The sequence below is a fragment of the Aeromonas sp. 600527 genome, assembly GCF_049175415.1.
GTDB lineage: Bacteria > Pseudomonadota > Gammaproteobacteria > Enterobacterales > Aeromonadaceae > Aeromonas > Aeromonas veronii_A.
This window is the reverse complement of the sequence record NZ_JAAKVA010000001.1, coordinates 198,933-225,208: the sequence shown is the minus strand read 5'-3', so window position 1 is coordinate 225,208 and position 26,276 is coordinate 198,933. Positions and strand designations below refer to the sequence as shown.

The window sequence follows — 26,276 nt, the reverse complement described above, 5'->3', positions numbered from 1 at the left end:
GTTCTTATAGATCCCTGTCAGAGAAGACAGCTTCAAGGCGATCTGCTATTTGCAGTGGAAGTTGATGTTTGGCCTCTTGTGCGGCCAGCAGGATCGCATTACACAGAGCGCGCCGTTCGGCCCGCCCATGACTTTTTACCACAATGCCGCGCAATCCTAACAGACTTGCTCCGTTATACTGGTCGGGGTTCAGGTAAGAAAAACGCCGTTTGAACATAAATCCGGCGATCCGGCCAAGAAAAGTGCGTTTCTTGCGGGGATATCCGGCCAGCTGAGCCATCATCCGCACCACCCCTTCTGCCGTCTTGAGGGAGACATTGCCGACAAAACCGTCGCAGACGATCACGTCGCTGTCGCCGCTGAAGATGCGATCCCCTTCGATGAACCCGACATAATTGAGTGCGGGACACTGACGCAACAATTCGGCGCTGTGGCGCACCAGATCGTTGCCCTTGATCTCCTCCTCGCCGATGTTGAGCAAGGCAACACGGGGTGATGCAATGCCTTCTACCTTTTCGGCCACGACGGAGCCCATCACCGCAAACTGCAGCAAGGTATCCGCATCGCAACTGACGTTGGCGCCTAGATCCAGCATCACGGTACGTTTGCCGCTCAATGTCGGCAGCGCCTTGATAAGGGCGGGTCTGTCTACCCCGGGCAGGGATTTGAGCACGCACTTGGCCATCGCCATCAACGCACCGGTATTGCCAGCACTGACGCAGGCATCGGCCTCACCGGCTTTCACCAGATTGAGTACCACCCGCATGGAGGAGTCTTTCAGAGTTCGCAGCGCCACGATCGGTTTATCACCCATGCCAACCACCTGGGATGCATGTACGAAACGAACGCGGGGATGATTCAGCAAGCCATGTTGCTGCAGCAGAGAGGAGGTCTGGTGGTGGTCACCGACCAGGATCAGTTTTAGCTGGGGTAAAAGAGACAGTGCCTGCACGGCGGCAGGCACTGTTTCCGAGGGGCCAATATCTCCCCCCATGATGTCTAGCGCGACAGTTTGCGTAGACAAAGGCAATCCTTAAGCGATTACCTTTTTACCGCGGTAGAAACCATCGGCAGTCACGTGGTGACGACGATGAATTTCGCCACTGGTCTGATCAACAGTCAGGGCAGCGGTGGTCAGCGCATCGTGGGAACGACGCATGCCACGCTTGGCACGGGTTTTACGGTTCTGTTGTACGGCCATTGTAGGCTAACTCCTAAATTCACTTACGTTTAAGCTCTTCAAGAACTGCAAAGGGATTCGGCCGCTCATCAGCAGGTTCGATTTCACCCCAGGTCATCTCCATGTTTCCTCTCGGGCAGGCATCCAGAGAATGCATTGCGACTTGAGGCAACGAGAGGATGAGCTCATCCTCCAGGATTTGATGAAGATCTATCTCGCCGTTTTCGTCCAACTCAATGGGCTCATAAGCTTCCGGCAGTTCTTCCTCGTTTGTTCTTTCGAACAGCGGAGTGTAGATAAATTCAGCTTCACAGAGGTGTTCGAATGTCTCTCCGCAACGTTGGCAAACCAGGTCAACCTTGGCATGGGCAGTGCCTTTCATAACGGTCAACTTCTGGACATCTTTGCCAAAGTGCAGTGATACCTCGATATCACTCTGCAAGCCAGCGGTTGATTCCTCCAGCCTGGGCATCTGCGACTTTTCCACTATCCCGATGTAATCGAGCAGCTTCAAGGCACTACGGACTGGATCAACCTTAACGGGCAACTTCACCTTTTGCATAGGGCGCGAATAATATAGGTCCAACAACTGATAGTCAAAGGAAAAAGTCCTTACCGCCGATGATTTTAACGTCACAAGTCCCTAGAATGCCGGTACTCGCTTTCATCGGTACCTAATTATGCCACAAACGGCAGAACCCAACACTGGGTCTGGCAAAGAATCAGCAGATACAAGGGGTTCTGCGTGTTTAGAACTTCATACACTGACCCTCCCTACCCCTTTTCCCCTCATTTCACCTTTCGTTTTGCCCCAAAATTGCCCCAAGAAAGACCCACCTTTACGGTGTACAAAAACCCGCCATCGGCGGGTTGAGTTAAGGGTCGTCACACTTCCTGTCTCATAGCCTCTTCACGAAGCCTTGCCAGATAAAGCGAGATCGTATGAGCTTCCTGAGGTGCCAGATCCAAACTCTCAAGATACCTCTCGAGCTCCTCCAGTATTGATTCCATGCAGTAGTCTCCCGCTTTTGCCCTCCGTCCTTACGGCCGTAGGAAACCGAACAAAGGCATAGCAAGAGGAAAATCTAACATCTTGAGGAAACACTGAGGACAGCACTCGAAGCTATCGAAAGGGCAATGGAAATTGTTGCTCAACGCAGGTATGAGCCCACAACCTAACGGAATATTGAAATCAACAAGGTGAGCCCAAACCCCAACAAACAAAGAAAGAACATCCACGCCATGAAGGTTTCCAGGCTTTCTCTGTTGGATTTGCTGAAGCACCAGCACCCGAGAGCGGCCGGTATCAGAGCAATCGTGAAACTGAAACTTGCAGCTTTCAGTGCGACAGCCATACAAATGATGGCCAGTAACAACCACATGGCGAACCCTCCTTTGGAATAGGCCAGCCTAATCCCGGGTTCTCCAATCTGAACAGAGCCGCTATTCCCATGAAGATCGATTCTTATTGACCGCTTGGTATGCCAAGTCATTGCGGCGAGCCAAGAGCTCATCAATCCGCCGGCGCTTCTGCTCAGCATCTAAGGTCTTGTCCCTCTGAATGAGCTCTATCTTGTTCCTGACAACTCGGATCTTCTGCTGCGTCCACCCGAGGCTCTGCCGGGACTTCAGCACTTCACCATGTGTTGCCTGGAGCGTGTTTGCAGCTTCAATCCGCCCTTCCCTGCGATATTGGTCAATGGTTCGCTTGAGCTGATTGACCTCGTTCAGCATCTGATAGAACTCTTCTAAATGCTGCGTGGATTTTGCCGGCCCAGTCCCTCGATAGATTGCTTTCAGTAAAGGGATTTCGTCTGCCCGCCAACCAGCTGACTCACCAGGCTGGGTTGTTCGGATTAAACCATCTGCAGCAGCCATGACATAGCTGCCCATCGTGCCGGTGTAACCAATAACCAGATGCTCAAGCTGCTTGGGCGAGAAACCAGACAGCTCGCCAAGCTCGCGCATCAGCAAACTGGTTTGCTCGTTGTAGCGTGCCTCCGCAATCAGGTTTAGATCTTGTGGCCCGTCGATAGGCCCACCCCGGAAGGTGTCATAGTTGAATGCGGCCTCTACAAGAGGCTTCACAATTTGAGGGGTTGGGTTGAGCGCGAAGGTATCCCCGATGGCCCGGGCAACCGCTTTGCCAAATTGGGCCCCGGTGTCCTTGTCGCCCATGGCACGCACCATGCGCTCCGGGATGGTCCCGAACAACACGCCGATCTCAAAGGGCTTGGGAATACGCCAATGCTGATCACCGATAAAGAAGTGCCAGTTCGCATCTTTGTCCCAGTCAGGTACCTCCTCATAACGCTCGTCATCCCAGTTGATAGCCAGTAATCCCAGCGACATGGCCGTGATTATGCCTGCTCGTTTAACCAGATCACGGGGGTTGCCATGCATCTCCCGGGTCAACTTTCCCAGCCCCTGCAGGCGTGCGTTAAAGAACGGCAAGACCATTGAGGCCGCCTGGATAAACCGAGCGGCCCCCATCATTGAGAAGTCCATCAGATCTTTTGATTCAAAGGCTGCTTGTGCGTGTCCCTTGCCGGCTTTGATTGCGGCCTCATAGACCGCCTCACGGTTTGCGTTCTCCAGGGCCTCGCCAATACGGCTGTACTTATCCCAGGCGTCAGCAATGACACCTTTCGCCTGAGCTGCGTTGCGGATGATGGATTTTTCGTAGCGGGTGATTTGCTCAGGGGTCATGCCCTTACGGCGCAGCGACTTGCGCACAGCATCGGCCATGGCAGAGGGCGCGTTGCCATTGACGTAGCCCCCAAGGAAACTGGCACCGCTGAACATCACATCGATTGTGCTGCCATCAACTGCCAGGGTTTTTCTCACCCCTCTGATCGAGTCAATCACCGGCTTGAAGCCATCCTTGCTGATCACCCAGCCGGAGAGAGAGTCCCGCAGGAAGTTGCGCAGCATGAACTCCGGCGAGGCCGTCACCCCGGCCGTCAACAAGCGCTTGGCCTTAGAAGCCATATTGACCATCGACCCGAAGGGCTGGCGGTCGAAGAATGTCATGGCGCGATAGAGGTCAGGGTCCTCCACACGGATCATGTAATCCTCCCCTTCCAGCTTCACGGTAATGAGATTCTTACCGTTCTTGAGGGCCCGCCAGTCCATCAAGTTTGGCTTGGCGACCACCTCAATAATGCCCGTATCAGCCAAGTTCCAAATGGTCTTTTGAGCCGCCATGTTCTTCATCGAGGCGTCAATCAACTTGGAGGTGGAGGCAAAGATGTTCTCGAGCAGATCGTTCGTATTGGCTTCACCGCCTTTGAGTTTCTTAATCCCGGCGTTCTGGTTGGCAATCCCCTTCTGTTTAAATGGAGCCAGCACATCACCATCCTCGGTTTCTCGGAAAAACGGGATGTACCATTCGCTCTCGAACTCTGCGCGAGCCTCCTTGGAGAAGAGCCCGGCCTCCTGCGCCAAATCCAAGGTGGCTGCGTTGAGGCGGTTCCAGCGGGCCTTGGCATCCTGGAATTTGGCCTCTTTCCCGTTCCCCAGGGCCTTTAGCGCAGCAATGTCGTTGGCATCCAGCAGGTTTTCTCGCCCTTGTGCCATCAGGATTTCTGCCCGGTGGCCAGCCATCCAGCCCAACCAGTTGTGAAGGTCTTTTCCAAGGTCAGAAAAAATGCCCAACAGGGCATCTTTTTCACCAGTACCAGCCTTTCTCTGGATCACCCCATCCTTCCACTCTGGCAGACCATAGAGCATGGTTGCCTGCATGGTTGAGGCTGCTCCGGTTGCCATTCTGGCCGCCACATAGCCGGAATCAGCGGCATCCGTTATGCCGGCGTAATCTTCTGCGTACTTGATGGGGGCCAGCGCATCGAGTAATTCGGTGTTGGCCTTCTTGATAAAGCGCTCTAGCCATGACTCGACCACACCCCGGTCGACGTTCCGTAGTTTGGCAAGGTTAGATCTTGTCTTGTCGATGATGTCGGGCTTGGGGCCCAGATTGAGCTTTTCCATCGCCTTATCGGTGGCGGAATGGGTTTGGCTGAATTTCAGGCCTGGTTTGACAATGTCATCCTCGCTCAGTACATTCGGGACTGAACCATCCATGCTTGAACCTAAGGGCAATTGCAGCCTGGTGAGTAAAGAGCTAGGGTGGTTTTTCTTTATGTACTTTGTCACGCCATCCGCTACCCATCGACCCACCTGTTCGTCAGGGCGTCCATGAATACTGGCAATTCGGTTTACTTCAAGATACTTACCTGCACTAACGCCTAATTGAATGGCGGTTACTACTGAGCGGCCAGATTGGTCTTTTGCATCCAGCAACACTACGAGTGATTCGCCTGGATGGGTTTTCGAATCAAATATTGCCAGTGGGTCACTTAATAATTCAGGTAAGGCTTCTACCGTCGCTGTATCTACGTCGTGCTTCACCCCGTTTATCGCCTTGCGCACCGTATCCCGACTCACCCTCATTGTTAGGTTTGGGGCGCCGACAGCCATGAGAACTGCGGGTGTTGAACCAACCTCAATGGCAATATCACCTGACCGAAGTGAGCTCATTGCTTTTGCCAACTGCTGCCGATAGTTATCAGCCTCTGCTTTGTCAGGAGTAAATCTCCCATTACCATAGCTCGACTCTTGGCTGAATTTCTTTCCGTCCTGGCCAATGTCCTGCCGACCAGGGCGTTTCATCTTGCTGGCCAGCGCCTCAATCAGAGCCCGAATTTCAGCTGGGGTGATCCCGTCGGGTATAAAACCCACCGCACGTAGTGCTCTGGTTACCCAAGCCACTACCGCATCCCAGCCCCTACGCCATGCGCTGGGCTCAAGCTCAGCAAGGTGAGCGATGACTTCTTCTGCCTGAGTACCAAGATCTTCATCGGCATAATGTGTCTCTACCCAGTCCCACACCGCCTTCATACTGGGCTCTTGCTTGGATTTGAGCAGCCGACTGATCAGCTTTGTGTAATCGCCAGAACCAAGCACCTTGGCCAGGCCATAATGTGCCAACACCTCGTGGCGCAGGATCTCTCTCATCCGTTTAGGGCTGGCAATGGTGTCTGCGGCCACATGCAGGGTTTCTGAGTCATCATCAAACGCAGCACGGCGTATCAGGCCATCTTTGGGCTGCAGACCCAACGCTTTCTCCAGTTCAGCCTGGGTGGCGTGGATCTGCACATCGATTACGCTGGCCCCCTTGTACTGCTTGAACCACGCCTTTGTAACCAGCTCGGCTTCTTTACGGGTCAGGTGCTTGGCAGGCTTATCCCCATCAGCAATGGCATTCTTGGAGAAGAGAACCCGCTTATCCCCTTCCTCACGTTCCTCAATGGTGTCAAAAAACTGATCAAATCCCGCCCTGATTGCCGGGATCTCTCCTGCAGTGGGGTACGGATAGCTACCCTCAAGTTGGATACCCAGTTCAGCCTCAGCATCCCAGGCCGATTCACTGACGATGTTGGCCAGATAGTCGTTACTGGCGCCCTGGTCTTGCAGCTTGGCAATCAAGTACGACTCGAAGGCCCGGGCGCTGAGTTCTGGGTCTGTGGTCCAGTACGCTTTACTTCGTTTGTTATCCAGCTTCTTCGAGCGTTCCTTCAGTGCCGTTTGCTTGATTGCGCGATTGACCGCCCCAAATGCCTCAACCATTTCCTTTCGAACAGAGCCACGATGGATGTACGGGCTTCCCCTTGCGGCGAGATCGACCACCCGGGCCTCCGTCATCATCACGGTCCCTGTCTCTCCCCCGGTTCTGGCGAAGTAACCATCAAGAGCATGCCACCACTCGTGGCCAAGCGACCCGGCGCCATTCATCTTGGTCAGGTTGATCACCACTTTACCCGGTTCATAGTGAGCCGCTGCCGGGTTAACCCCCCCTGAGCCCCTCGCACCAAACGCCAGTCCCAGCTCACCATTTAGCGATAGCGACTTAGGTGAAATGCCAAGCACAGCAGCCATATCCATCAGCGCATCGTAGGCGTTGTTCAAGTCACGCTGTCGCCGGTCCTGCTCGACCCAGTTTCCAAACTCGACGCCACGAAAGCCAAACGCCTTCCCAAACAGTTCAGGGGTAACATCTTCCCCTCCCCGCATGTCTTCCCCCACCCTTGGCAGGTTAATATCACGGCGCTCACGGGGGATCTTTTTGGCTTTCTCCAGCTTGCTGACCAGCTCATCGTAATGATCAACTCGGTACTTGCGTGCGTCGCTGACGTTTTCGAACGACTCGGTCAGGTCAAGGTGATTACGGCCGACTTTCTTGCCAATTATCCAGCCCTGCCGACTGCCGCGGCTGTATATGTCGAACGAGATGGCCTTTGGCTTACTCACCTCTTGGGTCAATTCGTCGTATCGACGCTTGAACTTAGCAAGCACCTCAGCCTTGCTTGAACCTGATGCGATCGTGCGTGGCCAATGTCCAAAGTTAGTGGATTTGCTCTGTCTGCTGATGGTCCAGATGCCGATGGGGGGATCATGCTTAACCCCCTCAAACAGGCTGTAGCTACCAAGGCTTAGCTCCAGATCGGCCAGGCTACGTTGATGGCCGACAGCCAGATAGAGTTCAGCCCGGTTGTGAATGGAATGGGCACTGCGCAAGCCCGCATTAGACATCACCCGTTTCGCCGCATTGGCGTCAATGGAACCATCCATCAGGCCCACGGACAGATCACGCAGGGATTTCACGGCTTGAGCCCAATGGCTTACTTTGTAACTGACTCGAGGCTTAGCAGGGATCGCGTCGCGGGCAGCCCGGGCAAGTGCAACTGCGTGGGGATCTACTCCTGATGCCACCAACTTGTCATAGTCTGGCGCCGGCCAGGCTTTGGATAAGGGCAACGCTTTTATCTGTTCGGCGCTTTCGCCTTCCAAGGTGTCGCGGTAAGCCGCCCAGGTATCTTTACGGGCGCCCCCGATCTTCTCACCAAAATCATGGATCTTGTCTGGGGTGTGTCCCTTCTCAACCACTGCCGGCTTTGTCGTATCACCCTTGCTCAGCCAGTCTTTAAACTCCTCGACCGGCATAGCCTTGATCGCCCCAAGCCCTTGCCATCCCGGCTCGTAGTTAGCCAGATAGCCTTCCCGAGCGGACTGCTCGTCGGCAAACCCCAGCATGGCTTTATGCTCATCAAACAGGCCCGTTTTGGGGTCTACTTGATCGACGACATAGACCATGTCACTAGCATGCTGATCACCAATAAACACATCGATGTGATCACCATCTGCACCTTCGGTACGTTTGATGTAGCCATAGTCATGCGCCATGGTGGTCTGCCAAGCCTTACCATTCTTATCAGCACCGCTTCGGATTGAACCCTTGGGGTTTTCCAGGGTGATGCTCAGGCCGTGCAGCCTGAGGTGGCCTTTCTTGTAGTTACCAGCCTCCTTCTGTGCTGGCGTCGGATCTGTATCGACTTCAGCACGTGCGGCCTCTACTTCTGTGGCAGGCTCAGAAACAGCAACCCCGGCATCTTTGGCCGGGGTCATCAGTGTTTGGTCATCGCTCGGCTGTCGAGCTGGTGTAGGTATAGAAGCAGCGAGACCTTCTGGATCTCCGGCTCCAGTTCTGCTGATGAGTTCGGCAGAGGATGGTTCAGAACTCGCTGTATCTGGCGCGCTTGCTCCAGGCTGATCACCTTGTCGGTCACTGCTAAGCGTAAGTATCTCGGCAGGCTGGTCATGATTCACCTCTGGGTTGTGCTTATCTGCAGGGAGCGCTCCGCTGTTACCGGTATCGTCCTGATTGGTGGCAGAAGATTCAAGCGCTCTGCGCTGAACTTGCTCGACCTCTGCCAGTTCAGCAACACCAAATCCACCGCCTTTGAGCTTCACCGGAACCTCTTTACCCTTACGGCTTGCCATAGCCGCCTCTTTCTCAGTGGCAAATGGCTTGCCTTTGCGGGTGATACGGAGGGTCTGGAGCGGGCCAATTTCCGCTTCGGTGACACTGCCGTGCATCGGTTTAGCATCAGGCTGTTGTTGATCCGCCCCATAGACCACATCGCGGTGCAGCAACTCGGTGCCGACCTCGCGAGCCTCACCCTCAATCACTGCGCCCGGCAGCTTGCCAGCGGGCTTGGTGGAAGATGTCTCTGGCGGCAACACATCCCCCTCCTGCCCGCTTTGCCAGCGAGTGCGCTCTGCGCCGCGAAACTGTGGGCCTGTGCCAGCCTGCTTGTCATCAAAGTGGCCTTCCTTGGTCACCCCCCGAGCGGCATTGGCGTCACCAGCAAAGATCACATCTTTGAGTGGTAGGGCTTGGCGCTGGTTCTCCATGGCCACCTGCTGGGTGCTCTTGTTGCCAGCGAACGGGTCAAGTCCAAGCTCGCCAGCCTGGGCGCGTTCATAAAGGCTCTTGCCCTGATCGCCAGCCTGCATCTGTGAAGCAACCAACTCCTGCACTGACTGGCCAAACTCACCGGCCAGGGCTCGCTGAACCTCGCTATCGGCAGCCATACCCTTGAAGCGCTCTGCGGTATCGTCGCGGCGCAGGTAAGCGGGCACATCACGCAGCTCATCGAACTGGCTGGAACTGGGGCCTAACGGTGACTTATCTGCGGCAATCTCAGGTTTAGCGACAGCATCAACACTCTCCGGTGCCGATGCCGCAGGTGCAATATCCGCTGGCGGCTCAGGCGAGATGGGTGAACCATCGACAACAGATCCTGGCTCTGCAGACCGGGCATCGGTTGAAATGGGCTTGCCACCTCGGGCACCACCGACAGAGCCCACGACTCCACCAGCCCCCATGCCAATGAGACCGCCCTCTAGAGCACTGGAGATCACCCCCTGCATTGGCTCAATGTTCGCCCCGGCAATCTCGTTCAGAGACTCGTTCACGGCATATTGCTGCACACCCTCCTCAATAGTTTCGCTGATCCCCTCACCTGCAGCCCCCTTCGCAGCCCCTTTGAGCATGCCACCGGCCGCCATCTTTCCGGCCAGCATCTTGAACAACATGGCATCGCCCATCATGGAGCCGACAGCCGCCGCGCCCCATGTCTTGGCATCACTCATGGTGGCACGGCTGGCAACGTTGGCAGTCTCTTGCCTGGCCAGCGCCAGCTTGTCCTCGTCCGAGAGGTGCTGGGTCTGCTGATCTTCGTCAATACGAGCAAACGCCTCCCGGAACGTGGTACTGGCCGCCAGCTCATCGAAGCTCATATTGAGCACAGTCTCGCGGGTATCAACTCCAGCGCTACCAACCGAACCTGTTGCCCCGGTCGTTACCGCGGCCCCAGTCGCCAGCCGGGATACAGTCTTAGCGGCGACAGCCTCAGCAACCTGCTGGGTGGCCCCTCGTTTGAGCATGGATGTAGTGACAGCACGCCCGATACTGGCCTTAGCCGCTACCCCGGTCACGCCGCCCGCCAGAAGGGTCGGTACCAAAGAGCCAATGCCCTGTGCCATCTTCATGGCCCATACATCGATGTCCCCAGCACCATCGCCGAGGGTTACCCGTCCCTCAGGCGTCTCATCGACCAACCGACGACTCAACGCCTCCTTTGCATCACTGCTCATTCCCTCGGTCAGGGATTCAGCACCTGACTGGGCCAGCTCTCCAGCCCCGGCTACCACGTCCAGTACTGGGCTAAGCTTTCTGGCCATATTGGCGCGGGCCTGCTCTAGGTAATCACCACCCTGCTTGCCGGCATTCTCCTTGCCGAAGTCACTTGCCTGTCGTGCTAACTCTCCGATGCCGCCAATCAGATCCAGTGCCCCAGCCCCCACCCCGCGAGCCACATCACTCAAGCCAACATCGAGGTCGCGTTTTGGGGTTTGGGTGGTAGATGGGGCGGCGGCAGACAGGCTGCTATCGAGATTGTTCCAAAAGGGGTCGTTGCGGGTATCGGAAATTTGCGGCTGTGGTAATGCCTCACGCAGTCCAAGCTTATGCATGTCGTCCTCGGGGTTTTATAAAAAAGAAAAGCCCCGAACAGTGAACTGCTCAGGGCTTTCAGATGCGGGCGACCAATAAACAAACTGGCCGATTATGGGGAGATGCTAACGCTGTGTTCGGGTAATGGCAACGCCGAGCAACGAGCCTTCTATTTTGGGCTTGGTTTAAGCCTGCTCTGATTCGGCTTGTGAGATGAACATCAAACTCAAGAGAATGAATCCAGTGAACGTATAAGCCTTCATTTGGCCATTCCACTGATTGGCCCACATAGCAAAGTATTCACCACCGATCACCGCGAACCCGGTATACCACACCAACAATGCTGGGATACAACCCAAGGTGAAGACTGCCTTGCCGCGGGTAAATCGTTCGGGACAGGAGGTTAATGTGCCAGATAGCATTAATCCCCCACCCCAGGCACAGAGCAAACCAAAAACAAATTCACCAAGAATGATCAGGGCATATGCGGCTTTCTGAAGGGTCACACTGGTAATGGCCCGCCCTTGAAGCGCTTGACCATTGAACCAGGGTTCCATGCTATCCATGGACAAAACATGTTGAACAAATTGCCAGTTTGAGCCGTAGTCCAAGACGTTTCCACTTGCAACCAATAGACCAAACAACGCAATAGAAAGAGCCAATAAGCTCTTAAACATCTGCTGGGCATAACGAAGTGTGAGTATTGGCATTTCATGTCCCTATAGATATATGTCAGAGGCACATTATGCCATGGCGATGTCTATTTAGTTATTCGTTTGGGAACCCGCCATAGCTTTATAGGCGTCTAGCCTAGCATCACGTAGACGACTTGCCGTGGTTTTTGCCTGCGCAGCCTCCTGCTGTTTGGCCGCATTCTGGCGCCACAACTCGAATGCAGTATTCATCCTCGCCGGACTTTCCATCAGCCCTCTTAATTTGCCATGCTGATTTGCCTCTTTGACGAATCGCAGACGCTCTGGGTCACCACCGGTCCAGGCTTTGAGCGGCGCCTCTTGCTTTGGCTCATCGGCGTTGTTAGCAACACCATAGATTTCCGCCAGAGCTGCTTTGCTCTGCTCAAGCTGAGCGTCCAACGCCTCGAGTTGAACATCCTTATCGTCAGTATTACTCGCAGAAACTCGCGCCCGGTTCTGACCATGTTGCTTTTCGAGTGCAGCTATCGCTTTCTTGTAGCCAGCCTGGTCAGGTCCTACCGTCAATCCAAGAGCGGTTCGTAGCTGGTCAGCATTGCTGATCATGTGCTTGGACAATGCTGCCCGTTGATAGGCAGGCTTCAGGAAGTCGTTGAGCGGAATAACTTTGGGCTGGTCGTCCGGGGCCGAGGTACGATTATTGGTGACCGGTCGAATATCGGTACTACCATCGTCATAGGTCACTTCTACGCCTAGCACCACACCACTAGAATCTGGAGTCACCATGATGTTACTGAGCTTCTTGGCCTTAATTGTCTTCCCGCTCTCGGGGTCAATGTCCCCGACCCCCTTGTTGATCTCCTCCTGGTAAAGGGTACCTGCAGCTTGAATGAACGCCGGGTCGTTGACCGCGGCATGGCCCTCCGGTGTTGAGGGATCCAGCCTTCCCTCCTGGGCTTGTCGCATCAGGTTACCCGCATAGGTCACAAAGGTTTTCCCGGCCTCGGCATAATTCTGCTGCAGATAGCGTTCAGGGTTGAACGAGCCGGCCCGCGGATCACGGACAACACGCCAAAATTGATCACCCGGATCCCTGCCTTCGGCCACTGCCTGCCAACCCGACTGGATGATCGGCATGTTTTCCTGCTGAAAGAGCTGCTTGTTACGAAGCTCTCGCTGCCATTCATACTCCTGCTGCTGGCGAGCCTCACTGGCAGCGGCTCTGCGCTCCGATGCGTTGGCGCGGGCCTCGGCAGATTTTACCTGGCGCTCGGTGAGCGCGAACTGGCGATCTGCCCGCTCATCGGCAACCTTGTCGCGGCCGCGGCTGTAACCCAGCTCCTCCTGATAGCGAGTATCCGCCACCTTTTGCCGTTCCTGCTCGTTCTGCCACATGGCATCACGCAGGCTCATCGCCTTATCTAGCCGCTCTTCTTCCTGCTGGCCACGCTGGTAGCGATCCATTGTGTTGAAGCCGGCCAGAAATCCTTCAGCTAATCCTGATACGCCCTTCACCTTTGCCCTCCTTAAAACAGACTGTCGGCCAAAAAGCCAATGCCAGCCCCGACGACAGTCCCCAGACCAGGCATAACCATCGTACCTATACCGGCTCCGGCCCCCACTGCACTCATGGACTGCCCCCTACGGGCGGTCTTCAGGTTTTTGTTGGCGACCTCTATCTCCGATTCACGGTTAGCTGCATCACGCAGCCCCATCATCCCTTGCTGCCGCGCCTGAGCACCGAGATCAAGTAGTCCGTACCCCATTACATGCCTCCCCCGGTTTTAAGTGACTCACGCAAACCAGCATCGGCACCGGTCAAAATCCCCATCTGGCGAGCCAGCTCCTGCTCCCGCAAGCCGTTTTCAGTACCTGCCGTCATCAATGCCATGCGCAAGCCCTGGCTGTTATCGCTAGCATGGCCGCTCACCCCCATGCGGGCGTTGCGGTTTGCCGTAGCCTGCTGGGCTGAACGCAAGGCATTGGCAATATTCGCATCCACCCGTCCAAGCTGGTCACGCATCAACTGCCCATTGGTTGCTAACTCCATCAACTGCTTCTGCTTGGGGTAGAAGCGATTCTTCCAATCCTGGAACTGCTCACGAGTGATGCGAGCGAATGTATCTGCAGCAAACCCCATTGCTCCTCCTAATAGCCCTTGCCCTGAAGCACGGATGCTGTCGGACTGATCTTCTTACTTACTGGCACAGAACCAGCCCTGAACTCCTTGAGCCCATATGCCGTGCCTGCACCAGCCACGGTTCCAACGAGCCCGGCCGTGGCCATCTTGTTTTGAAATGAGGTCTGCGCATCATTGGCTGCCTTGCGAAGGCTGGTGTTCGCCAAATCCCCCATCCCCGCCAACGCTTCAGCCTTTTGTCCAGCGCCAATGCTCACCACATCCTTGAGCCCCGCCACATACCGGTCCTGCTGACTGGACTGCGCTCGGTTACTTGTATCGGTCTGGCTCAGTGCCTGTTCCGTCTCCAGCTCATCCATCTGCGCCTGATACTTGCCACTCGTTGGGTCTGCCCCTTGAGCAGCTAAAGCATTCGAAAGCTCATCACGAGCCTCCCCGAATCCTTGAGCTGTCCCCAACGCCGACATTCCGGCAATGTTGTCGTACTCAGTCTCTCGGTTGAGGTCGTCTACCTTGTCCATGAACAAGTCTTCGTACTGCTGCAGATCGTTCTTGTAGAGCTCCCACTGCTCCAAAGCCACCGCGGCAGCGGCCTTCTGGGCCTCGGTTTCCTTGATTTCGTTCGAACCACCCTTGCCCATCACCCCACCTCACAGGTCAATTTGAAAGACATAGAACCCATCAGAATCGTCGGGTCGCCGTTGCCAACCCTGGCGTTTCGCCACTTTCAGCCACCCTTTCCTTACTGAATGGAAGCGAAGCCACCGAGCCCCGATCATCCGCGCAAGGCGTTTCACTTCTGGCAAATGGCGATCCGTAGCTCCTCGCTCCCCCCAGCCAATCCATACCACTACTCCCGTGGTCCCAGCCTCGGAGACTGGCTTCAACACAAAACCATCGCTGCCACGCACAAACAAAAACGCCACCCTGGTTTGGATGGCGTTATGAAGATCGCTGATCAGGTTTGGGTTACCAACATCACGCGCGATGCGAGCAAGATGAGTCATGATAAAGAGCCGCCTTGTTTGAATAACACCACTCGCCCATTTTGAGAGGGGTCACTTCGAACCCATCCGTCGCCACGAACTCTTTGGATTCGGATTGTGATCACCGGCTCCCGATTAGCTGGAATGGTGATATCGCCTACGTAGGCCCCGACCTCATTGACATTGGTAACTGGCCCCTGCGATGGGTTAGAGGTTGCGTAGGCAGCGGCCACCGCAGTGAGGTTTTTTACCACTTCACCATCCATCAACACCGACACCTGCATCGTTGTGGAATTGGAGCTCGATATAGGTGAAGAACCGCCACCTGACGCAGTCGTTGAACACCCTACCAAACCCGCAAGCCAAGGGATTGTCAGAGTGCGTGGGAACCCCACGGCCTGATTTATTTTGATGCGACAGACATCAATAGGTCCTACTTGTTTGGCATGTGTCACACAGGCGTAATCTCGTGCCACATAAACATCACCGACGATTCGCTCCGCATAGACGGTGCCTTTCACTATGCAATCTTGTTCAATCGTGCAGTTACCGATGACCATGTTCTTCACATAGCCGCCTTCCGCTCGTAACCGATTGGTATACAGGCTGCCATCACTGTAGATGATGGTGTGCCATCCCCAGCTCCAACCACCATATGGCCCCCCTTTACCGAAGCCAGCTGCGCCGCCGGCCATAAAGGCGTTGCCCATGTCTATCTGGCCACCAGTAATAAGTGGGGCGCTGATACTGCTTCCTGCTTTGATGTAATCAGCCGTGATTTTCTCAGAATGGATAATCTGGATGGTTGCTTTACGGATAATTGCCTCGGCAATCACCGTCTGACCATTGTCGATAGCAAACAGCGGCGCCAATGGGGTTGCGCTATTTGGGTCGAACACAAATACCTGGCTTGCAGAGAGCGCAACCTGGCTGGTGCCATCATCCTTTGCAACCAGTCCTATACCTGCGGTGATGCCCCCGGCGTTGGCCTTTACAGTCCACATAGCCTGGGCACCGCCCTTAAGCTCCGCGATGGCCTGACTTTGTAGCTGGACAGCTGCCCCTAACTCGCCCGCCTTAGCGTTCACGGTGTCAATTCGCTTCCCCAACGCCCCATCGGCCGAAGCCCTGGCCTGGGCCTCTGTGGTGATCTGGCCGGCTAGCTGAGTATCCCCCTCCTTGAATCCCGCGGTAACTTGCGTGATCTTCTTGGCCAATGCCTCCTCAGCATTAATGCGTGCTTGGACTTCTTTCTCAAAACTGGCACCAAGCCGGTTGAGGTTGTTGGAAAGCTGCGGCACCTGCTGTATAGGCTCAAGTAGTGACTGGACCAGGTGGCTTGCCTCGATTTTGCCCTGCAGCTCATCCAGGATGTCCTGAACATCTCGGCTGGTCTCGGCATGCAGCCCCTCTGTGCCTTGATAAGGGCCCTCCATGTCATTCTTGTTCACAAACCGTACCCAGTAGAAGGCAGCAAACTCCTTGCCCACCGCATCGGCATAGACGTTGGCCAGCGTCGCCCCAACCCTGACTGCATGGCTTAGGTTGTCATCCTCGGATCGCCACACCTCGGCAAAGGCGTGCCCCCAATATGTCGGGGCATCCCAAGTCAGCACGATGGTATGAAATGCGCCGCTTACTGTAACGTTGAGCGGAGCATGGGGCGGCTGAACACCGCTCCACTCCGGATCGACTTTGTTAGCTGGGGGGAGCTCTGGTACCAGTGAACCGCTGGCGGTTCGCCGCAGATTTATCATTCCCAGGCCAGCAGCTTCCCGCAACGTTAACGCTTTATCCAGACGGTCCCCTTTCTGGCCGGTCAGGATCTGCATGTTCTCTGTCAGGCCCTGCTGCGTATTGCTTGCACGGAAAGTCGGCTTGCTCATGATGCAGTCACCTCTGCAATGCTGCCTCCCAGAAGGATCCGCTCCACCACTGAGGTCCCCGTTACCTCAACCTGCCAACGTTGGCCACGTACCGGTGGCAATCTAAAAGCGCTAACCGGTACCTGGCCTGGTGCGAGTTCAAAGACTTTGTTCCCATCAACCAGAAGGGCAAAGCCCACCAAGGTAAGGTTCTCTCCCATTAAGCGTGCTGCTGCCAGGCGCATTCCCGGTGGCAAGACAAACACCTTTGAGCGCCATTGCATCGATAGCGACTCAGCCCCTCCCCGCCATTGGAGCAATCGGTTCTCCTTGGCAAACATGAGCGCATCCAATTCCATGTCTGGCACAGCGGCATCCCAGCGACCGGAGATCCAGCGTAAATCCCCTGATTTAGGATCGAACACAAACCCATGAGTATCGGTCAGAGCAACGTATTTACCCTCGTTGTACCAGGCCCGAAGTGTGTGGGGCTGCAGTTTCTGCCACTGCGCACGGGTGATAATGCCCTCGGTCACCACATGACCACCGTCGGTGCCGACCCCGACCAACCCATCTGGTGACGCATACAACACCAGACCATCGAGGGCCACCATGGAACGGCTGCTGATACAGGCCTGCTGTACCGAGGAAAGCTTTTGCCCCGTGATTGAGGATGGAGATGCCCCCTGGAACAGATAAGGGTATCCCTTGGTTCCAACCACCAGCGCAGTGTCGATGGCAGCAATAGCCACAATGTCGTGCTCTGTGGTCAGCTTGTACTTCTCGGGCCATGCATAGGGCAGATAGGGCTCGGAAAAGAGCACCGTATTGCCGACAAAACCCGCACTGATACCGTTTGCCATCTGGCAGATCCCGCGTAGCTTTTCGGGAGGCATGGCGTATCCATAGGTCTCAAGAACCGGCCCAAGCTCACCACTTTTCTTGCTGTCGCTGTAGGTCATGGTCGCAATGGGAAGCTCCGCAACGAGCAAGTAGTCCGCCAAACCGCCCCCAGAAACAGATCTGTAGAGCCGGCGTCGAGTGATATTGCTGTTGTTGGTGGGCACTGGTGACAGCCCCACAACGACGGTGGATCCCGGAATGGTGATTGTGGCCTTGCCACTTGCCGGGCCAGGAGCGCCCTCTTCACCGAGCCCAGTTACATAGGTCTCCACATAGAATCTGGTCTCATCGTCGGTAGGGTCATCATCCTTGGTGCCACTCGGTGGTGTGACAGACTGCATGTTAGGCGGAGTGGTTGGAGCCGGTACGCCAAGACGGTACCAGGCGCTAGGCTTGCGGCTCCCTCCGGTCGCGATGGCGTCATAGGTGAGTTTTGGAAACTCGCCATCGGTGAAGTAAACCCGACTGTACTGATCCTGTGCAATTGGGGAGCGCATGACCTCAACCTGCTTGTTCCAGGCAAACCAGTGATCCCCGTAGTAGTGGAACAACGTCTTAGGGATGATCGGTAAGGTGCTCCCAAGCGCCTTGTCAGCCATCAGTGGTGCCACCACCCCACGGTCAAAATGACAATCCTGGGCCAAGGTGGCTGCTTCGTCCGGCAATAGATGGTCTGCCAGGCGAGGCACCATACCTCGCATAGTCACGATGTCGATCAATGGCATTGTGTTTCCCAAAAGCCAGAGATGAAAAAGCCCCGCTCGTTAGAGCAGGGCCATGATTAACTTATGCCAACGCAGCGACCTAATGATGAGCCAGTTCACCACGCAATACTAAGCAGGTCATTTCATTCGTCATATATTCGGCGGTCCATTGTTCATTTCATGTCCTTCCCGGTTAGCAAGCCTTTTAGAAGTAACCATTAGTACACTTTCGTAATCGAGAGCAGTGTAAAGCCGCTGCCATTGGCTGTGTTGTTCACCTGCCCATCTTTGCTGATATAGACAGCAAGACCAGAAACACGGCTAGCACCCCAGCAGTCAGCACCAGAGACTCCGCCATCCCACCAGATCATCACAGTGTCCCGTTGATACGGCTTTGAGTTGTTCTGATAAGCAATTGCGTACAATCCCGATGCTTTGGGTATGGTGGTCCCTGGAAAAGAAGGGACTGGACCTGTGAAGATTACAATACCCACTCCAACATCACTGGAGGATGGTTTGTTTAAGGTGTTGTAATCCCTAGCCCACTCAGTCCAAGCTCCAGTGCTTTATTGAGCCCGAGTCCAGACCCGGCTGGAGTTGTAGACGTGATAACGCTGCTGCACACCAGCGCCTGAAGTCACAATTAGACTGCCTGCAAGATTCTCAGGATAATGTTGTGCAACAGAGGTGTTGGCATTCGCGTGTTGTGCGTAATGGCCTGGCCCTCTGATGGTATTAAGGTCCTCCTTTAGCAGGCTGACAGGGGTCAGCAGACTACCTGGATGTGAGTGAGTCGCTGCAGCCAACGCTGGTTTGCCACTTACCTCTGCCCAGGTCGGCCAGCGGGTTGCTGGCGTTGGTACACCAGTCAGGTCCGTCCATGAATGGTTATGAGCGGAGGGAGGCATAGTGTCCGGTTTCCCCGTGACTTCTCCCCAGGCGGGCCAGCGCGTTGCCATCACAGGCACCTGGTCAAGCTGGCTCCAGGTATGACGATGGTTCACTGCAGCCAACTCGGGCTTACCAGTTACCTCCCCCCAAGCTGGCCAACGAGTCGCCATCACCGGAACCTGATCGAGCTGACTCCAGGCGTGACGATGGTTCGCAGCAGCCAACTCCGGCTTACCAGTTACCTCTCCCCAGGCAGGCCAGCGCGTTGCCATAACCGGCACCTGATCGAGTTGACTCCAAGAATGTCTATGAGTACTAGAGGCAAAATCAGGTTTGCCTGTTACCTCCTCATAGCTCGGCCAACGGGAAGCCGTCACTGGTACATTATTTAGTTGTCCCCAGTCATGGCGATGGCTTGCTGCGGCTAACGCAGGCTTATCCGTCACCTCCCCCCAGGCAGGCCAGCGCGACGCAGTCACAGGGACCTGGTCCAGCTGATCCCATTCGTGACGATGGCTCGCGGCGGCCAAATCCGGTTTATTTGTTACCTCGGACCAAGACGGCCATCGGGTCGCATATGTGGGGACCCCAACTAATTGGGACCACTGATGGGTGTGGCTTTGCGCCGCTGCGCCAATCTCCTTTAGGGTTGGCCAGCGAAGTGCAAAGACTGGAGTGTCAGTTAACTGAGACCAGGAATGCGTATGTTCTGAGGGGGGCATGGTAACCGGTTTATTGGTGACCTCGTCCCATTGAGGGACCCAACTTGCAGGCCTGGCCCCCACATCCGCGGCACGAAGAACTACCGCCCCGGTCATTCCGTTTACAGAAATAACAGCGTCTGTGCCATCGATTTTGAACCAGGCTTTGGTTGCTGGATCCCAGTGGAGGTAGTCTCCCACACCAAAACTCACATCAGCGATCACCCCCGGGTGAGATACCCGGTAAAACGGGATACCCTGGTTATTAGCTGGGGCCACAGGAGCGCCAGCGGCAGCGTTCCATGGCCCAGCCCAAACCAACTGAGAGGTAATTGCCTGAGCCCATTTCTGGGCCTGAAGCGCCCAATGCAATGCCGAGAACTCGCCAGGCCGGCCGTTAATATCACTCCCTTCAGGGTTTTGAGCCCACGCTTCAGCCATTCTTTCAGCTAGGCTTGCATGCTGAGCACTCAGGTTGGCCGCAGCCTGGTCTTGTGCTGCCAGACTGGCTTTATCACTGGCGGTATCAGCGGCGGCAATCGCCTGAGCGGCTTTGGTGAGAGTGGTATCCCGCATCGACTGAACTTCAGTCTTTGCCTGTCGGGCCGCTGCGGTATTCGTGCTCACCTCTTGAGCCAGTGACGAGACAGTAACTGAGTGCTCATCAATCTCCTTGGCAAGCCCTTCAACCCGCTTTCGATCACCAGTTACTTGCTGTGCCTGTTGCGCAACCTGCTTCGCGTTATCAAGCGTGGTGATCTTTGCACTTTCAGATGCCTGAGCAGCCTCCTCGGCCTTGGCTGAATGCCGCTTAGCACTGGTTTCTGAGTTAGCAGCTGCCGCACTGGCTTTGCCTGCCGCATCAGCTGAGGTGGAGGACATCTTGGCGCTGATGGTCGCTTCGTTCGCTTTTGCAGCCGCCAATGCGGCGCTTTGAGTCGTGCTTTCAGCCTTACCAGCAGCAATGGTTGCACTTGTAGCTGACTCCGATGCGCTCACACCAGCAATTGCAGCAAACTCTCCTGCTTTGACCGCGTGGTGCCTTGCTGAATACTGCTTACCAGTCACCACAACATCGACCGACTCTTCTGCCCATTGTTGAGCTCGGAGTTCAGCACCAGCCGCAATCTTGGCGCTTTGAGCGGCTTCGCCCGCTTTACCTTCGGCTTTGGTTGCCTCTCTACTGGCAATAGCGGCTTGATCAGAAGCCAGCTTAGATGCGTGATCAACAGATAGAGCCGTCTCAGCGGTTTGGACCTGTGCTCTTGAGGCATTAGCGGCAGCGCTCTCTGCTTGCTGCATAGCTTGAACCGCCCGCTCGATAAGTGGAGGCGTCAAGTTGATACCACTATCGATCAGGATGCTTTCAGGGGGCCATCGATACTCTGTGCCGTAACGACCCCCGTCCCCATGTAATCCATGTCGTGGCACAGATCATTCTGGGCATAGACATCATATGTCCCTGCAGCCAAGTCAAAGCTGTAGCGGCCATTGGCATCACATTTGAAGGTCAGCTCAGACCCCATCAGGACTTCGCTCGTAGTAGTAAGCGAGCGCAGTTCAATCAGCGCACCAGGAACTGGTTTTCCTGCCGGGTCTGTGATCGTGCCATAGAGCTTGATCATTGGCGCCGCCCCTTCGTACTGGCCTGATTGTCCCGCATCGACAACATCGTAGCGTCGGACTCGGTACCGATGGCCAGGGCTTGAGTGAACGATTGAAGATGCAGTTGCCCCCGAGACGCATTAGCTGTCACTTCCGAGTCACGCATGAACGCCCGGTACATGATCCAATCCAAGCAGGGCGTGACATAGCGATCATCAACCTGAACCTCTGCACCCGATTCAACCATCACTTTCGTCAAGGGAGTCGGAAGAATGCTGAGCACCAGCTCGATACTGACCCCCGCCTTCACGCCGGGATAGAGCCAGAATGCGGTGATATTGGTGGGCTCATGGATGTAGAGTTCAGCCTCTTCTCCACCAGTGCTGCTGGCCCAGCCAGGAATAAGACTTTCCAGGTCTGCACGGGCCACGTACCGGATAGACTTGCCTGTGCGCGTGTTACGCTCAACGTCGATCAGCTTGATTGTGCCTGCAGGGGCCGTCTGGCGGGTACCGGCAGCACAGGAGAAGGACTGCGTCTTAATGAAGATGTCCGGTCTTGCAGTAGCAATCGCGGAGATTGCGCTGTTGTAGTAGGAGATTAAGTCCTCTATCCCCCACCCGATGCGCTGCGTATCCGTTAACTCACTCGATGCTCTATTCAATAATTCGCTGACCAGCATGACTCACCTCGCATCAGAAGAAGTGTCGCTTTCGGACGGGGTTCTGGATCCTGGCACTGTCGGTGTGCTCAATGCGAAACCGGTACGCGTCACGGATCCCGTCATAGAACTTGCGGCGGTTAATCTGAGCCAGTTCATGATTGGTCCATGGCTTGGCTTGTAACTGCTGTAAGAGATATGCAGCCCCACAAGCCAGCTCGTGCGCATAGCCCTCCACCAAGGCGGCAGGGATCAGTGTTGCGCTCGGCAGTGGCTCAATGGCGCCGATAATGCAAACCTGGTTAAGAGGCGCCATAAAGCGAATGGACTCGGTGGACTGCAAATGGAAGTGCTGACCAGGCGTCAGTAAATGGCCTTCAGCGGTGATGCTATGGATCGCCGACCCCGTCACCTGCGGCGCCCGCACCTCCTGTCTAGCCTGGCGATTGATGCTGCTGGTCATCGCAAAGCTGACGGTTTGGCCCTCGAAGACATGGTCGAACATCCGTTCCAGATGGACCAGCATGCTCTCTTTGCAGAAGATGATGGCGGCCTCGATGAGATAGCAATGTACCAAGGCATCAGCGCCTTCTGTATGCGGCAAGTGAAGAACCCGCTGGCGAACCAGCGGGATCAACACAGCGGGGCTCACCAGTCGGCTATCTTGTACCGGTACCATTACTCGCCGCTATCCTCGGTGACCAACTTGGACTTCAGGGCATCACGCACTCTCAGCCGGTAATCCCCAACTTTTTCCTGAGCACCTTGCGGGGTAATGTCCAAGTCTTCACCGACTACCAGCGTTGCAAGCTGAGCGGAGGTTAACTTGGCCAGGTCTCGCCCACCCACCACCATGCTCTGCTCTTCGGCAAGGCGTGCAGCTTCCTCTGCTTGGCGCTCCAGCTCGGCCGCTGCCGCCAAAGCCGCCCGCTCCTGGCGTTCCAGCTCGTCGGCCAGGTGCTCAGCCCGGATCCAGACAGAGGGAAACTCCAGCAGTTGCATGGCGATGTGGCTCTCGATATCCACAGGCACATGGCGCGGAAACACAAGGCGGCTCCCGGTCACAGTGTCTTTCTTGCTCAGCTTCTCGCCGATGTACACCACAGCAATTTTGTCGCTCACGGCAATAACTCCAATCCAGTAATGAAAAAGCCCGGCACAGGGCCGGGCGTGGAGAGAAAGGCAGCCTTAAAGGTTGCCCACCACTTCATAGTGCAACTTGAGCTTGGCGATACCTGTTGCCTTGCCCCCACCAATAGTGAGGGTGATCTCTTGTCCCTCCTGCGTCAGGAGGTCATCAACCGGGTAATACTTGGCCACTGCTGCTGCCGTTCCCTCTGCATTGATGATGGTGGTATTGCCAATCTTGGCTGTGATGGTGGTGTTCGCCCCCAGTGCGGTAGTGAACAGCGTTACCCCCACGACCTTCAGGTTGGGCTCAACCTTGTCGCCAAACGCAACAACATCGCCAGCCGGTACGGCGGCCAGCTTGGCCACCAAGGTCGGGGAAATAGAGAGGTTGCCGAAGGCACCAACAAACCAGCGGTACGCTTTGGCGATCAGGGTAGTCTTGGCCATGACATGGCTCCTTATCGAGTCAGATAGAGAAAAGGGGCTTTGAGGCCCCTTCCTGCTGGTACTTAACGGCCGACCGGGCTCACCGCGGTATCGAGTACCATGCAGCCATGGTCCTGGATGTTGCCGTTACGCTGCTTGAAGCGGATCTTCTGCAGACCAGATACCCAGTGGATGGAGATCTCGGTACTGTTGCCGTGGTCAGTTTTCTCTTCGTGCATGCCAAAAGAGCCGCCCTGCTCGCCAGAACCAAATGCGTTGGCAAGCGCCTGACCACCCAGCAGGACCGCGCGGTCGATGGTGGTACCGGCAACCTTGTCTACCTCCATACCGGTTTCAGAGTTGACGTCACATACCTTGACGGTACTGCCCTGGTTGAAGCGAATGGGCAACCCCTTGTACTCCTTGACCAGGATGCCACGCCACATGGCGCCTTCGCCGCGGAAGATAGGATGGTTCCAACCCTTTGCACGTTCAGTGGCTGCGATCTGCATGGCCTGCCAGTCCTTGCCAGAGCTGGAGGTGTAGAAGTCGTGCCACTGGCGCGGGGTGACGTAGAGCACGAAGAGTGGCTCTCCACCAGAGGGGTCTGAGTGCATGCGGATCGGCTGGATGGGGTTAGCCATCTCGGACAGGAATAACGCCATGTTGTCTACGCAGCCCAGGTTGAAACGGTCTGCAGCATCGATGGACTCGAAGGTCGTCGCGTCACCGCCGAAGAAGTGGCGCTCGTAGGTCGGTGCCGTGATGGGGTTGATCATGATTTCGGCGAACTCCTCATCATCCGCCAACGGCAAGATGATATCGGTAGCCGCGTAGTCGCCACGTGCCCCAGCCAGCTGGACAAAGCCACGCTGGTCAACCAGGCGACCATAGTAGCCATCTGCCAGCAGCACCCGAGCGGTCTTGATGAGGTCGTGCTTGGTGCGCTTTTGGCTCATCTTGCCACCAGCATCCACACCGTGGCGGGACTGGTTGATCGTCAACGAAAAGTCTGCAAAAGAAAGGCTTTCCAGACGACCAGCCAGTTTCTTATCACCCATAGTCGGGCGGCCAGAGAGCTGATGGAACAATTGCATATCTACTTCGTCACCGGCTGTTTTGCCGAGATCAGAGATACGCACTACCGGCGCTCCTGCACTGGTCTGTTTGCCACCGTTGATTTTGACCCCTTTAGGGGCCTCTTCGGTCAGCATGTTAACCAGCGAATGGGAGCGGTTGGCCGCAGTAAACAGAGCGGCCTGCAGGATCTTGTTGGCTTGCGCCGTAGTGATTTGGGTCATGAACCTCTCCTACAAAAACAAAAGCCCCGACGTGGTAGTCGGGGCTTTCTTGTAACGTGGATTGTTGATTTAGAACCCGGCCTGCTCCAGCAAGGCCTCCATCTGGGCCTCAGACATGGAGCTCATCTCACCGATAAGCTCTGCCTGGGACATGGCGCCGTAGCGCTCCATCCCAGTAGCTGGAGCATGATGGGTTTGACCGAGAGCTGAAGGACTGGACGGGATAAAGTCCGCGGGCTTGTCTGCATCCTTACTGGGTGCCTTGGCAGGAGGAGGAGCGACCTCATCGCCAAAGGCCAGTTTGGTGCGTCGTGCAACCTCAGCAAAGCGCGACTCGAGGGACTTATCGCTCCATGCCGGGTCAACCCGCAGCTTGTCATCGATAGCCAGGGCGAAATCAAAGCGGTCCTGGTCTTGATCACGCCACTCGGCCAGCTCGGGTACCGCCTGCAGCGCGGCCTGAACGGGGTTTGCCGTGGGTTGATCGTGTTGCGGTGCAGCCTGTGACTCCAGCTTGTGGAGCTTGCGGGCAACTGCCGTCAGGGCTTTGCCGATCTCCGGGTAGTCCTGCGCCAGCAGATCCAGCTCGTCTGGGCTGATGTCATCAGGATCGACATCGGGATTGATCCCGTGTTTATCCAGCAACGCCTGCAACTTATCCCTTTCAGCCTGAACCTGCTGCGCACTGGCCAACTGCTCCCGCAGTTCCTTGGCCTCATGGCGTGCATGTTCAAGCACCTCGTAAGGGATGGTGTGTTGACCACCTTTCGCCAAGATCACCTTCTCAGGCTCCTTGGCTTCGTCATCGCCCTCCTGTGCCGCACTGGTTACCGTGCTCTGGTCGGTGCCGGCGGCCCCCTCTCCCGCCGACGGCGCGGTCTCTACGTCCGTTTGTGCGGTGGCAGTGCCGTCGTGCAGCTCGACATCAGGCGCTTGCTCGATTTCGGCCAACATGGCTTCCAGTTCATCCAGGCTCTCAGTACCGGTCAGGTTTTCGATGCTCGTTTTCATGGTCGTCCTCGTAGGTTTTCGTGGGTGGTATCGCTGCCCAAGCGGGGGAACGCTCTCGCAAAAGCGCTCCCCGGCGAGGGCTGGATACAAAAAAGCCCGCACAAGGCGGGCAATAGAGCATGACACTACAGGCGGTAATTGGACTCACCTGAAATTATCCTGCGTTTGATATTTAGTAACAACTGTCACATGTGACAAACAAAAAAGCCCAATCTTGATAGACTGGGCCATGTTGGGGAAATGCTAACGCTGGGTGTTTATA

Annotated in this window: 21 protein-coding genes; all 21 read right to left on the bottom strand. The window is 55.8% G+C overall.

Going from position 1 to position 26,276, the window contains the following annotated elements:
• Positions 1 to 4: 4 nt before the first annotated feature.
• The gene (gene plsX, locus G5154_RS01030) at positions 5 to 1,024 is read right to left on the bottom strand and encodes a phosphate acyltransferase PlsX (protein WP_421211009.1); all 1,020 of its coding nucleotides are present in this window, start codon (positions 1,022 to 1,024) and stop codon (positions 5 to 7) included.
• A gap of 9 nt (positions 1,025 to 1,033) precedes the next feature.
• Positions 1,034 to 1,201: a 50S ribosomal protein L32 gene (gene rpmF, locus G5154_RS01025; RefSeq protein WP_005300935.1), complete on the bottom strand. Its 168-nt coding sequence runs from the start codon at positions 1,199 to 1,201 to the stop codon at positions 1,034 to 1,036.
• A 19-nt stretch (positions 1,202 to 1,220) separates the two neighbouring features.
• Positions 1,221 to 1,742 carry a 23S rRNA accumulation protein YceD gene (yceD, locus tag G5154_RS01020; RefSeq protein WP_005345553.1) on the bottom strand — a complete coding sequence of 174 codons (522 nt, stop codon included), beginning with the start codon at positions 1,740 to 1,742 and terminating at the stop codon, positions 1,221 to 1,223.
• A 613-nt stretch (positions 1,743 to 2,355) separates the two neighbouring features.
• The gene (locus tag G5154_RS01015) at positions 2,356 to 2,562 is read right to left on the bottom strand and encodes a hypothetical protein (RefSeq protein WP_069528836.1); all 207 of its coding nucleotides are present in this window, start codon (positions 2,560 to 2,562) and stop codon (positions 2,356 to 2,358) included.
• Positions 2,563 to 2,623: 61 nt separating this feature from the next.
• Entirely contained in the window at positions 2,624 to 11,056 is an 8,433-nt protein-coding gene (locus G5154_RS01010; RefSeq protein ID WP_421263844.1) for an LPD38 domain-containing protein, read from the bottom strand.
• A gap of 165 nt (positions 11,057 to 11,221) precedes the next feature.
• Complete coding sequence (locus G5154_RS01005; RefSeq protein WP_421263843.1) at positions 11,222 to 11,746, bottom strand: DUF2165 family protein; 525 nt, start codon at positions 11,744 to 11,746, stop codon at positions 11,222 to 11,224.
• Between the two features lie 54 nt (positions 11,747 to 11,800).
• Entirely contained in the window at positions 11,801 to 13,204 is a 1,404-nt protein-coding gene (locus G5154_RS01000; RefSeq protein WP_421263842.1) for a hypothetical protein, read from the bottom strand.
• Between the two features lie 11 nt (positions 13,205 to 13,215).
• The gene (locus tag G5154_RS00995) at positions 13,216 to 13,455 is read right to left on the bottom strand and encodes a bacteriocin (protein ID WP_193859324.1); all 240 of its coding nucleotides are present in this window, start codon (positions 13,453 to 13,455) and stop codon (positions 13,216 to 13,218) included.
• A complete protein-coding gene (locus G5154_RS00990) occupies positions 13,455 to 13,829 on the bottom strand; it encodes a hypothetical protein (protein WP_421263841.1) in 375 nt (124 codons plus the stop codon). The genes G5154_RS00995 and G5154_RS00990 overlap by 1 nt, the downstream gene beginning before the upstream one ends.
• 8 nt (positions 13,830 to 13,837) lie before the next feature.
• A complete protein-coding gene (locus tag G5154_RS00985) occupies positions 13,838 to 14,470 on the bottom strand; it encodes a hypothetical protein (protein ID WP_421263840.1) in 633 nt (210 codons plus the stop codon).
• A 9-nt stretch (positions 14,471 to 14,479) separates the two neighbouring features.
• Positions 14,480 to 14,836, bottom strand: a complete 357-nt coding sequence (locus G5154_RS00980) for a hypothetical protein (protein WP_128816250.1) — start codon at positions 14,834 to 14,836, stop codon at positions 14,480 to 14,482.
• On the bottom strand, positions 14,833 to 16,701 hold the full coding sequence (locus tag G5154_RS00975) for a phage tail tip fiber protein (protein ID WP_421263839.1): 1,869 nt from the start codon (positions 16,699 to 16,701) through the stop codon (positions 14,833 to 14,835). The genes G5154_RS00980 and G5154_RS00975 overlap by 4 nt, the downstream gene beginning before the upstream one ends.
• Positions 16,698 to 18,308 (bottom strand): hypothetical protein, encoded by a 1,611-nt coding sequence (locus G5154_RS00970; RefSeq protein ID WP_421263838.1) that lies wholly within the window; start codon positions 18,306 to 18,308, stop codon positions 16,698 to 16,700. The genes G5154_RS00975 and G5154_RS00970 overlap by 4 nt, the downstream gene beginning before the upstream one ends.
• Before the next feature lie 545 nt (positions 18,309 to 18,853).
• The gene (locus tag G5154_RS00965; RefSeq protein WP_421263837.1) at positions 18,854 to 21,181 is read right to left on the bottom strand and encodes a hypothetical protein; all 2,328 of its coding nucleotides are present in this window, start codon (positions 21,179 to 21,181) and stop codon (positions 18,854 to 18,856) included.
• Between the two features lie 53 nt (positions 21,182 to 21,234).
• A complete protein-coding gene (locus G5154_RS00960; protein ID WP_421263836.1) occupies positions 21,235 to 21,504 on the bottom strand; it encodes a carboxypeptidase-like regulatory domain-containing protein in 270 nt (89 codons plus the stop codon).
• Positions 21,501 to 22,166, bottom strand: a complete 666-nt coding sequence (locus G5154_RS00955) for a DUF6682 family protein (protein ID WP_421263835.1) — start codon at positions 22,164 to 22,166, stop codon at positions 21,501 to 21,503. Before G5154_RS00955 ends, G5154_RS00960 begins: the two co-directional genes overlap by 4 nt.
• 13 nt (positions 22,167 to 22,179) lie before the next feature.
• Positions 22,180 to 22,824, bottom strand: coding sequence for a hypothetical protein (locus G5154_RS00950; protein WP_421250126.1), 645 nt, complete (start codon positions 22,822 to 22,824; stop codon positions 22,180 to 22,182).
• Positions 22,824 to 23,267: a hypothetical protein gene (locus G5154_RS00945; protein WP_421250125.1), complete on the bottom strand. Its 444-nt coding sequence runs from the start codon at positions 23,265 to 23,267 to the stop codon at positions 22,824 to 22,826. The genes G5154_RS00950 and G5154_RS00945 overlap by 1 nt, the downstream gene beginning before the upstream one ends.
• 66 nt (positions 23,268 to 23,333) lie before the next feature.
• Positions 23,334 to 23,723 (bottom strand): hypothetical protein, encoded by a 390-nt coding sequence (locus tag G5154_RS00940; RefSeq protein WP_108612526.1) that lies wholly within the window; start codon positions 23,721 to 23,723, stop codon positions 23,334 to 23,336.
• 62 nt (positions 23,724 to 23,785) lie between these two features.
• Positions 23,786 to 25,003, bottom strand: a complete 1,218-nt coding sequence (locus tag G5154_RS00935; protein ID WP_069528868.1) for a DUF4043 family protein — start codon at positions 25,001 to 25,003, stop codon at positions 23,786 to 23,788.
• A gap of 69 nt (positions 25,004 to 25,072) precedes the next feature.
• The gene (locus G5154_RS00930) at positions 25,073 to 26,014 is read right to left on the bottom strand and encodes a hypothetical protein (RefSeq protein WP_421263834.1); all 942 of its coding nucleotides are present in this window, start codon (positions 26,012 to 26,014) and stop codon (positions 25,073 to 25,075) included.
• Positions 26,015 to 26,276 lie beyond the last annotated feature (262 nt).

Excerpts from the sequence above, each read along its gene's own strand:
- G5154_RS00935 (WP_069528868.1), bottom strand. The coding sequence starts at position 25,003 with ATGACCCAAATCACTACGGCGCAAGCCAACAAGATCCTGCAGGCCGCT.
- G5154_RS00965 (WP_421263837.1), bottom strand. The coding sequence starts at position 21,181 with ATGCAGCAAGCAGAGAGCGCTGCCGCTAATGCCTCAAGAGCACAGGTC.
- G5154_RS00950 (WP_421250126.1), bottom strand. The coding sequence starts at position 22,824 with ATGGTACCGGTACAAGATAGCCGACTGGTGAGCCCCGCTGTGTTGATC.
- G5154_RS01005 (WP_421263843.1), bottom strand. The coding sequence starts at position 11,746 with ATGCCAATACTCACACTTCGTTATGCCCAGCAGATGTTTAAGAGCTTA.
- G5154_RS00975 (WP_421263839.1), bottom strand. The coding sequence starts at position 16,701 with ATGAGCAAGCCGACTTTCCGTGCAAGCAATACGCAGCAGGGCCTGACA.
- G5154_RS00985 (WP_421263840.1), bottom strand. The coding sequence starts at position 14,470 with ATGGGCAAGGGTGGTTCGAACGAAATCAAGGAAACCGAGGCCCAGAAG.
- rpmF (WP_005300935.1), bottom strand. The coding sequence starts at position 1,201 with ATGGCCGTACAACAGAACCGTAAAACCCGTGCCAAGCGTGGCATGCGT.
- yceD (WP_005345553.1), bottom strand. The coding sequence starts at position 1,742 with ATGCAAAAGGTGAAGTTGCCCGTTAAGGTTGATCCAGTCCGTAGTGCC.
- G5154_RS01010 (WP_421263844.1), bottom strand. The coding sequence starts at position 11,056 with ATGCATAAGCTTGGACTGCGTGAGGCATTACCACAGCCGCAAATTTCC.
- G5154_RS00980 (WP_128816250.1), bottom strand. The coding sequence starts at position 14,836 with ATGACTCATCTTGCTCGCATCGCGCGTGATGTTGGTAACCCAAACCTG.
- G5154_RS00990 (WP_421263841.1), bottom strand. The coding sequence starts at position 13,829 with ATGGGGTTTGCTGCAGATACATTCGCTCGCATCACTCGTGAGCAGTTC.
- G5154_RS00955 (WP_421263835.1), bottom strand. The coding sequence starts at position 22,166 with ATGCTGGTCAGCGAATTATTGAATAGAGCATCGAGTGAGTTAACGGAT.
- G5154_RS00995 (WP_193859324.1), bottom strand. The coding sequence starts at position 13,455 with ATGGGGTACGGACTACTTGATCTCGGTGCTCAGGCGCGGCAGCAAGGG.
- G5154_RS00960 (WP_421263836.1), bottom strand. The coding sequence starts at position 21,504 with ATGATCAAGCTCTATGGCACGATCACAGACCCGGCAGGAAAACCAGTT.
- G5154_RS00930 (WP_421263834.1), bottom strand. The coding sequence starts at position 26,014 with ATGAAAACGAGCATCGAAAACCTGACCGGTACTGAGAGCCTGGATGAA.
- G5154_RS01015 (WP_069528836.1), bottom strand. The coding sequence starts at position 2,562 with ATGTGGTTGTTACTGGCCATCATTTGTATGGCTGTCGCACTGAAAGCT.
- G5154_RS00970 (WP_421263838.1), bottom strand. The coding sequence starts at position 18,308 with ATGCCATTGATCGACATCGTGACTATGCGAGGTATGGTGCCTCGCCTG.
- G5154_RS00940 (WP_108612526.1), bottom strand. The coding sequence starts at position 23,723 with ATGGCCAAGACTACCCTGATCGCCAAAGCGTACCGCTGGTTTGTTGGT.